This is a genomic window from Allobosea sp. LC85 (genome assembly GCF_000735605.1).
In the GTDB taxonomy this organism is placed as follows: domain Bacteria; phylum Pseudomonadota; class Alphaproteobacteria; order Rhizobiales; family Beijerinckiaceae; genus Allobosea.
On sequence record NZ_JPKG01000019.1, the window covers coordinates 215,328 to 223,940 of the forward strand.

10 protein-coding genes, 1 tRNA gene and 1 pseudogene are annotated in these 8,613 nt (G+C 62.2%); 8 read left to right on the plus strand and 4 right to left on the minus strand.

Annotation, left to right across the window (positions count from 1 at the left end; all coding sequences use genetic code 11):
- Positions 1 to 60 precede the first annotated feature (60 nt).
- The 7 genes from FG93_RS09930 to FG93_RS09960 all read left to right on the plus strand — a co-directional run bounded on the left by FG93_RS09930 (position 61) and on the right by FG93_RS09960 (position 5,733).
- The gene (locus tag FG93_RS09930) at positions 61 to 651 is read left to right on the plus strand and encodes a hypothetical protein (protein WP_043233989.1); all 591 of its coding nucleotides are present in this window, start codon (positions 61 to 63) and stop codon (positions 649 to 651) included.
- Positions 652 to 840: 189 nt separating this feature from the next.
- Positions 841 to 1,422: a cob(I)yrinic acid a,c-diamide adenosyltransferase gene (locus FG93_RS09935; RefSeq protein ID WP_043233990.1), complete on the plus strand. Its 582-nt coding sequence runs from the start codon at positions 841 to 843 to the stop codon at positions 1,420 to 1,422.
- Positions 1,423 to 1,430: 8 nt separating this feature from the next.
- Positions 1,431 to 2,126 carry a rhomboid family intramembrane serine protease gene (locus FG93_RS09940; RefSeq protein WP_043233992.1) on the plus strand — a complete coding sequence of 232 codons (696 nt, stop codon included), beginning with the start codon at positions 1,431 to 1,433 and terminating at the stop codon, positions 2,124 to 2,126.
- A gap of 144 nt (positions 2,127 to 2,270) precedes the next feature.
- Positions 2,271 to 3,020: an electron transfer flavoprotein subunit beta/FixA family protein gene (locus FG93_RS09945; RefSeq protein WP_043233993.1), complete on the plus strand. Its 750-nt coding sequence runs from the start codon at positions 2,271 to 2,273 to the stop codon at positions 3,018 to 3,020.
- 3 nt (positions 3,021 to 3,023) lie between these two features.
- A complete protein-coding gene (locus tag FG93_RS09950) occupies positions 3,024 to 3,971 on the plus strand; it encodes an electron transfer flavoprotein subunit alpha/FixB family protein (RefSeq protein WP_043233994.1) in 948 nt (315 codons plus the stop codon).
- A 111-nt stretch (positions 3,972 to 4,082) separates the two neighbouring features.
- Entirely contained in the window at positions 4,083 to 4,967 is an 885-nt protein-coding gene (locus FG93_RS09955; protein ID WP_043234115.1) for a 3-hydroxybutyryl-CoA dehydrogenase, read from the plus strand.
- A gap of 208 nt (positions 4,968 to 5,175) precedes the next feature.
- On the plus strand, positions 5,176 to 5,733 hold the full coding sequence (locus FG93_RS09960) for an HNH endonuclease (protein ID WP_043234116.1): 558 nt from the start codon (positions 5,176 to 5,178) through the stop codon (positions 5,731 to 5,733).
- A gap of 15 nt (positions 5,734 to 5,748) precedes the next feature.
- Here FG93_RS09960 and FG93_RS09965 read toward each other — a convergent pair whose 3' ends face one another.
- Positions 5,749 to 6,273 carry a disulfide bond formation protein B gene (locus FG93_RS09965; protein WP_052513577.1) on the minus strand — a complete coding sequence of 175 codons (525 nt, stop codon included), beginning with the start codon at positions 6,271 to 6,273 and terminating at the stop codon, positions 5,749 to 5,751.
- 13 nt (positions 6,274 to 6,286) lie between these two features.
- Positions 6,287 to 6,868 carry a YqaA family protein gene (locus FG93_RS09970; protein ID WP_043234120.1) on the minus strand — a complete coding sequence of 194 codons (582 nt, stop codon included), beginning with the start codon at positions 6,866 to 6,868 and terminating at the stop codon, positions 6,287 to 6,289.
- Positions 6,869 to 7,171: 303 nt separating this feature from the next.
- Between FG93_RS09970 and FG93_RS09975 the strand changes: the two genes are divergently transcribed.
- A tRNA-Leu gene (locus tag FG93_RS09975) sits at positions 7,172 to 7,256 on the plus strand.
- Positions 7,257 to 7,530: 274 nt separating this feature from the next.
- Here FG93_RS09975 and FG93_RS09980 read toward each other — a convergent pair.
- Complete coding sequence (locus FG93_RS09980; RefSeq protein ID WP_244448553.1) at positions 7,531 to 8,190, minus strand: response regulator transcription factor; 660 nt, start codon at positions 8,188 to 8,190, stop codon at positions 7,531 to 7,533.
- 178 nt (positions 8,191 to 8,368) lie between these two features.
- Positions 8,369 to 8,613: pseudogene (locus FG93_RS32840) on the minus strand (HlyD family type I secretion periplasmic adaptor subunit); the annotation flags it as partial.

Genomic DNA, 8,613 nt, shown 5'->3' on the forward strand with positions numbered 1-8,613 from the left:
GGACACGAGTCTATGCGTTTCACTAACGCTTGTTCAAACGATAAAAAGAACCTGTAGCCCATGCCGCGCGTCGCGTTGCTGATCCTTGCCGGCTTCCTGGCTGCCTCGCCTGCCTTGTCGCAGTCGCAGGCTTTGCCTCCCGGAGTTTCCAGCTACGCCCCCGCAACAGAAGCACCCATCCCATCCTGGGAAGCGCGCCTCGGCATCGCTCCCGCGAACCCGGGCGGGCGCGAAAGCGGGCTGCTGAACTTCAATGGCGAGGTCGTGACGCCGCGCGTCATCCCACTGACCGATCGCATTGCCTCGGCCTTCGTGCCGCGCTTCCATCTCGGCTCGAGCATCAATTTCAACGGGACACGCTATGCCTATGCTGGCGCGACCTGGACCGTCGATCTCTCGAAGAATGTCTTCGTCGAAGCCAGCTTCGGGGCCGCCGTCAATGATGGCAAGACCGGATCCGTCGTCCCCGAGAACCGGCTCGTCGTCGGCTGCGACACCGGCACGCGCGGCGCTGCGGCCCTCGGCGTTCGCCTCAGCGACCGCTGGAGCCTGATCGCGACACTCGAGCAATTCGGCACCACCGGCTGCTCCGACAAGGACAAGCCGCGCGGCCCCGCCAATTTCGGCGCCAAGCTCGGCTACACCTTCTGACCTTCCGCTAGAGCATGCTGCGAAAAAGTGGCAGCGGTTTTTCGCCTAAAGCATGCTCTAAACTATGAGAGTCGATCACGTTTTCTGCGTTTGGACGATTACGTCCAAACGCAGCTTGATCTAGAAAATCTCGACAGGACTGCGGCGCGCCAAGCCTTCCGTTGCGAACGCGACGCGCTATAACGCGTCATGGTCAAGCTGAATCGCATCTATACGCGCACCGGGGATAACGGCACGACCGGGCTCGCGACCGGCCCGCGCCGGCAGAAATGCGACCTGCGCGTCGCAGCCTATGGCACCGTCGACGAGACCAATGCCTGCGTTGGACTGGCACGGCTGCATGCCGCAACCGAGGATGGCGGGGTCGATGCGATGCTCGGACGTATCGCCAACGACCTCTTCGATCTGGGAGCCGATCTCTCGACGCCCGACACCGGAGCGCCGCTCGCCTATGAACCACTGCGCATCGTCCAGGCCCAGGTCGACCGCCTCGAAACGGAAATCGACCAGCTGAACGCAACGCTCGCGCCATTACGCTCCTTCGTCCTGCCCGGCGGAACACCGGCAGCCGCGTATCTTCACCTCGCCCGCACCGTCAGCCGGAGGGCGGAGCGCCTGATGGTCGAACTCGCCCAGACCGAGGGCGAACGCGTCTCCGCGCCGGCGCTGAAATACATCAACCGGCTTTCGGATTTCCTTTTCGTTGCCTCCCGTTTCCTCAATGCCAGGGCCGGGGGCGATGTGCTCTGGGTTCCCGGGCAGAACCGCTAGAGTCCCACATGTTCGTACCGCTGCATGATGGCGTTCCGCTGCGCTTCATGCGCGCACCCTATCTGACCTACGCCCTGATCTGTGCCTGCATCGGCATCCACATCGCGATCTGGTTCCTGCATGAACCGCCGGGCGAAATCGCCGTCATGGCCGGTTTCGGCCTGATTCCCTCCGTCTTCTTCGGCAACGCGCAATTGCCCATCGAGATCATGCAGGCTCCGGGCTGGCTGACCCTGTTCAGCAATGTGCTACTGCATGCGAGCTTCGCCCATCTCGTCGGCAATATGCTTTTCCTCTGGGTCTTCGGCGACAATGTCGAGGACGCGATGGGCCATTTTCGCTTTCTGGCTTTCTTCTTTCTTTGCGGGCTGGCCGGTTCGCTGGCGCATGCCGTCATGAATCCTGAGTCGGAGCAGCCGCTGATCGGCGCATCCGGAGCGATCTCGGGCGTCATCGCCTCCTATCTGATGCTCTATCCGCAGGTCCGGATCTGGGGCCTCGCCTTCAAATGGATTCCGCTGCACGTCCCGGCGATGTACGCGCTCGGCGCCTGGATCCTGTTCCAGTTCATGTCAGCCTTCATCGACCCGCAGGGCAATGTCGGCTGGTGGGCGCATCTGGGCGGGCTTGCCACCGGCGCAGCACTGACCCCGATTTTCATCCATCGCGGCGTCAGGCTGTTCGGACGCGTCGCACGAGGGTGACGCCCGCGACTTTCGCGGCGTTGACAAGCCTAAAGAGCCATCGCTACGGTCCCCCGGCATTCCAGCCGAGAGCCACGATGCCGTCATCCTGCCGCGTCGCGCGGCGCGGCCTCGATCGTATCTCTCCCGAACGGTGAAGCGACGATGAAGATCCTTGTGCCCGTCAAGCGGGTTGTCGACTACAATGTGAAGATCCGCGTGAGGGCGGACGGCTCGGGCGTCGAGCTCGCCAACGTCAAGATGTCGATGAATCCGTTCGACGAGATCGCCGTCGAGGAAGCATTGCGCCTGAAGGAAGCCGGCAAGGCAACCGAGGTCATCGTCGTCTCGATCGGCCCGGCGCAGGCCGCAGAAACCATTCGCACGGGTCTCGCCATGGGCGCCGATCGCGGCATTCTGGTGAAGGCCGAAGGCACGGTCGAGCCGCTCGCCGTCGCCAAGCTCCTGAAGAAGCTCGTCGAGCAGGAGAGCCCGCAGCTCGTCATTCTCGGCAAGCAGGCGATCGACGACGACAGCAACCAGACCGGCCAGATGCTGGCCGCTCTGCTCGGCTGGCCGCAGGGCACGTTCGCCTCCAAGGTGGTGGTTGGCGATGGCTCGATCGATGTCACCCGCGAGGTCGATGGCGGCCTGCAGACCGTCGGTCTCAAGCTACCGGCGATCGTCACCACCGATTTGCGCCTGAACGAGCCGCGCTACGCCTCGCTCCCCAACATCATGAAGGCCAAGAAGAAGCCGCTTGACGAGACCACCGCCGAAGCGCTCGGCGTCGACATCGTGCCGCGCCTCAAGGTCCTGAAGACCGCCGAGCCGCCGAGCCGTTCGGCCGGCGTCAAGGTCGGCTCGGTCGCCGAGCTGGTTTCCAAGCTCAAGAATGAAGCAGGAGTTCTCTGAATCATGACGACGCTGCTTCTCGCCAAGCACGACAACAAGAGCCTCAACGAGGCCACCCGCAAGGCCCTGACCGCCGCCAAGGCGCTCGGCGCGCCCGTGCATGTCCTGGTCGCCGGCACGAGCTGCAAGGCGGTTGCCGAGGCCGCCGCCAAACTCGACGGCGTCGAGAAGGTGCTGCTGGCCGACGATGCTGCTTACGAGCACCGGCTTGCCGAGCCGCTCTCCGCTCTCATCGTCTCGCTTGCCGGCCCCTATGACGCGATCGTCGCGCCGGGTACCACCACCGGCAAGAACGTGATGCCGCGCGTGGCCGCCTTGCTCGACGTGATGCAGATCTCGGAAATCATCAAGGTCGTCTCGCCTGACACCTTCGAGCGTCCGATCTATGCCGGCAACGCGATCCAGACCGTGCAGAGTAGCGAGGCCAAGAAGGTCCTCACCGTGCGCGGCGCATCCTTCGCGGCGACCGGCGACGGCAGCGCAACTGCGCCGATCGAAACGGTCGCCGCCGCCGAGAACGCCGGCACCTCGATCTTCAAGGGCGAGGAAGTCGCCAAATCCGATCGTCCGGAGCTCGCCTCCGCCAAGATCATCATCTCGGGTGGCCGCGCGCTCGCCTCGGCCGAGAATTTCGGCAAAGTGATCGAACCCGTCGCCGACAAGCTCGGAGCCGCCATGGGCGCCTCGCGCGCCGCGGTGGACGCAGGCTATGCTCCGAATGACTGGCAGGTCGGCCAGACCGGCAAGGTCGTGGCGCCGGATCTCTATATCGCCGTCGGCATCTCCGGCGCTATCCAGCACCTCGCCGGCATGAAGGATTCGAAGGTCATCGTCGCTATCAACAAGGACGAGGAAGCGCCGATCTTCCAGATCGCCGATTACGGCCTCGTTGGTGACCTCTTCACCATCATGCCCGAGCTTGAGGCCGAACTCGCCAAGATCGGGCGCTGACCGGATCGGCCGCTGACGCCAGCGGCGCGAATGTGATATCCGGGCCGCTTGCTCTGGGCGGCCCGCGTCGCTTTCACGATGAAGGCGATCAGACGAAAGATGGATCAGGACATGTCGGACCAGGCGATCAAGACGATCGGCATCATTGGCGCAGGGCAGATGGGCAACGGCATCGCCCATGTCGCGGCCGTCGCGGGCTTCGACATCCGGCTGCACGACCTCGCCGAGGACCGCATCAAGGCCGCGCTGGCGACGATCGACGGCAATATGGCGCGTCAGGTCACCAAGGGGGCGATGGATGATTCGCTGCGGCGCGAAGCCATGGCCAAGATCGTCCCAACGCCGACCCTGGAAGGGCTTGGCGACTGCGACCTGATCATCGAGGCCGCGACCGAAAGCGAAGAGGTCAAGCGCAAGATCTTCACGGCCGTCTGCCCGCATATCAAGCCGGAGACGATGCTCGCGTCCAATACCTCGTCGATCTCGATCACGCGGCTTGCCGCGGCGACCGACCGGCCAGAACGCTTCATCGGCATCCATTTCATGAATCCCGTGCCGCTGATGCAGCTCGTCGAGCTGATTCGCGGCATCGCCACCGACGACCATACTTTCGAGGCCGCCCGCAGCTTCATCAACAAGCTGCACAAGACGGTGACGGTCTCGGAGGATTTCCCGGCCTTCATCGTCAACCGCATCCTTCTGCCGATGATCAACGAGGCGGTTTATACGCTCTATGAGGGCGTCGGCTCGGTCGAGGCGATCGACACCGCGATGAAGCTCGGCGCCAACCATCCGATGGGCCCGCTTCAGCTCGCCGACTTTATCGGCCTCGATACCTGCCTCTCCGTGATGCAGGTGCTTCATGATGGCCTGGCGGATTCGAAATATCGCCCCTGTCCGCTGTTGGTAAAATATGTCGAAGCCGGCTGGCTCGGTCGCAAGACCAAGCGCGGTTTCTACGATTATCGCGGGGAAAAGCCGGTCCCGACCCGCTGACCGACGTCCCGACCCGGCATTAGTCCGGATATCCTCCCTGAATCCAGAATGGATGGCGTCGGTCGGCTCAAGGCCGGCCACGATGGTGCACATCAACTTCGCCCTGCGGCATCTTCACATTCCTGTCGTCTCGCGCGTACATTGAGCTGTAAGCAGGATTCGTCCTGCTTCGATCAGCGGAGGTGCGACGGGTTTGACGGCGCATGTGATGCATCCGATGGCCTCTCCGGATGGCTGTCCGGCTCTGGTGCTCAATGCCGATTTTCGGCCGCTGAGCTACTACCCTCTGTCGCTCTGGAGCTGGCAGGACGCCATCAAAGCGGTCTTCATGGACCGGGTGAACATCGTCTCGGAATACGACACGGTCGTGCACAGCCCGAGCTTCAACATGAAGCTCCCCTCGGTGGTCTCGCTGAAGACCTATATCAAGCCCTCCCGCACGCCCGCCTTCACCCGCTTCAACGTCTTCCTCCGCGACCGCTTCTCCTGCCAGTATTGCGGCACGCGCGATGAGCTTACCTTCGATCATGTCGTACCGCGCTCGAAGGGTGGCCTGACGACCTGGGACAACGTGGTCGCGGCCTGCTCGCCCTGTAACCTGCGCAAGGGCGACAAGATGCCGACCGTCGTCGGGATGTTGCCGCTGCAAAAGCCCTTCACACCGTCGGTCAACGACCTGCACCGCAACGGCAAGCTCTTCCCGCCGAACTATCTGCACGAGAGCTGGCTTGACTATCTCTACTGGGATTCCGAACTCGAGCCCTGAGATGGTCGGCGCGGATTATCCGACTTGCGGCGAGGCCTTGATCAGGCCCAGCAGGGCCAGGGCGGCAAGCCCCAGCGAAGCCAGAGCATTCCAGCCCGCCAGCGACAATCCGAGGAAGCGCCACGCTGCTTCACCACAGGAAACCACACGCGTGGACTGAAGCTGCTTCATGAAATCCTGGACGCCTGCGGCAGCCGCCGGGGCACCGCCGCCGCAATCATTCGGGCCGAGGAACCAGCCCCATTCCACGCCGGAGTGATAGGCGCCGAGCCCCGTGCTCCAGAGCATCAGCAAGGCGAAGCCCGCGAGCGCGGTCATTTGCAGGGCACGAGAGCGAGCGACCAACAGCGCCACGACGGCAAGCACCACGGCGGCGTAATGCGGAATGCGCTGCTCGAGGCAGAGCTTGCAGGGCACGAGATGCCAGACGAGTTGCGACCACCATGCGCCTGCGATCAGGGCCGTCGAGCCGAGACCGAGGAGCAGGATCAACCCCATCGGGCGCAGCAGCTTGTCGAGCCAGGAATCGCTGACGGGCATGGCGTCGTTCCGCTCAGAACAGGTGCTTGAAGGCGAAGAAGCCGCCCACGATCCCAACGGCCAGGACGATCATCGCCGTAGTGAAATGCTCGTCAAGGATACGCCGGATCGGCCCGCCGAACCGATTGAGCAGCCCGGCCAGGAGATAGAAGCGCGCGCCGCGCGTGATGATCGAGAGCACAGCAAACCAGAGGAGATCGTATCCCGCAAAGCCTGATGTGATCGTCACCAGCTTGTAGGGGATCGGCGTCAGCCCCTTCAGCAGGATGATCCAGGCACCATACTGCGCATAGGCTGCGCGAAAAGCCTCGACCCCATCGCCATGGCCGTAGAGCTTGATGATCCACTGGCCGAGCGAATCATAGAGCAACGCGCCGATCGCATAGCCGAGCAGGCCTCCGAGCACCGAGGTCAGCGTGCAGACCCCCGCATAGAACCAGGCTTTCTGCGGCCTTGCCAGCGCCATCGGCACCAGCATCACATCGGGCGGAATCGGGAAGAACGAGCTCTCCGCGAAGGAGACCGCACCCAGCGCGTAGGGCGCGCGCGGGCTGGCCGACAGCGCCATGGTCCATTCATAGAGGCGTCGAAACATGCTCATGCACCGGTCCGCGCCGCCCGATGAGGGCCGACATGCGGCTGTTCAGTCCTCAGGAGCGGGCAATAGCCGTCAGTGCGCCTGAGCGCGCAAAGGCCACCTTCCGGCGAGCGTCGCCGGCCCACCGGGCTGGCTCCGCTAGCAGGGCTGTCTAGCCCCGATAGCGTCAGGCTGTCCATCATTCACAGTTCTGCACAATGACTGCTCACGCTCCGTTGACCGCGCGCGCGCCATCGCTATAGTCCGCCGGCCCGTTGAGGGCATGCGCCGCGGTCTAAGGATCGGCGGCGTCATGCTTGGGCCCCTGTGGCGGAATTGGTAGACGCGCTCGACTCAAAATCGAGTTCCGCAAGGAGTGCTGGTTCGATCCCGGCCAGGGGCACCATTCCTGAACAGAATTGCGAACCTTTTTCGCTTGAGCGGGCAGCGCTGAGACCGGCGATAAGGTCGAGTTACCCTACCTCACACCTGTGCACCCGACCGTGGTGCAAGGGAGAGGAGTATCCCACTCTCGGATACCAGCATCCGAGAGTGGGATCCCATGATAGCGCGCCAGATCTCAGACGATCCAGAGCATCCCGAGATGGCAGGTCTAGCGCAGGGCGCGCCCTTTTGCCCCAGCCGGGAATACGATCGCGATTAGCAGAGTTGGCTCGCGCCTAGTTGGGCTTGATCATATCGCGGGCCTCTTGGGCTTGCGGTATCAGCCTTTGCGCCGCGATGACCGCCTCAAGGCGGTTGCGGCAATTCAGCTTCTGCATCAGGTTCGTCATATAGCTCTTGACGGTTTTCTCACTAAGGGAGAGGGCGCACGCGATTTCGCGATTTAGTTTTCCGCGCAGGAGAAGTTGAATGATCTGCTCCTCGCGGACGTTCAGCTTAGCGCTGTGAACTGCGCGCCTTTCAACAGCCTTGCTCCGTAGCGCGGATAGCACCTTGCTCGCGAGGGAAGGAGTGATGTATATTTCACCGCGTCGCGCAGCAACGATTGCGTCGAGCAGATCGTCGGCTGGGCTTCCCTTCAGTACATAGCCACTTGCCCCCGCATCGAGAGCGTGGATGGCATCGGTTGTGCTTGTTGATGCGGTGAAGACGACAATCTTTAGCTCGGGGTCGGCTTTCACAGTGTCCGAAATTGCCTGGAAGACGTCGCCCGGCATACTGAGATCAACGATCATTGCATCAGGGTGATACGCCTCCGAGATAGCGGCGAGTTGTTCCGCTGCCGAACCTTTCGCTACGACGATAAACCCACCCTTCCTTTGCATAAGAGCGGCAATCCCCTCCGTAATAAGCGGGTGGTCATCGATCACTGCCACTGAGATTATATTCATAATATGCCCCTTTTTATTCGAGACACGATAGAATAATCACAGCAGTAAAATTGTAATACTCCGATATAATTTAAGTAAATCTTGATTTCAATTTTTAAATAATTCTTTATTTCGTAAATGAGGAAATAGATTTTATACTTCAGCTCATAATAGCATATACTTTTCACCTTTCCTTGAAGATCCTGCTGGCGTGGTCTGTGAAGGGTTTTGTCAGGAATGAGAGCGCGGTTCGCTCTTCGGTGGTGATGAAGACCTCGACGGGCATGCCGGGCTGGAGCTTGCGGTCGCCGAGGGCGGCGACGAGATCGCCGTCGATCTGGATTTCGCCGGTGTAGAAATTGGCGCCGGTGGTGGGGTCGCGGGTGGTCGCCGGGGAGAGATGGCTGACGGTGCCCGGCAGCTCCGGGG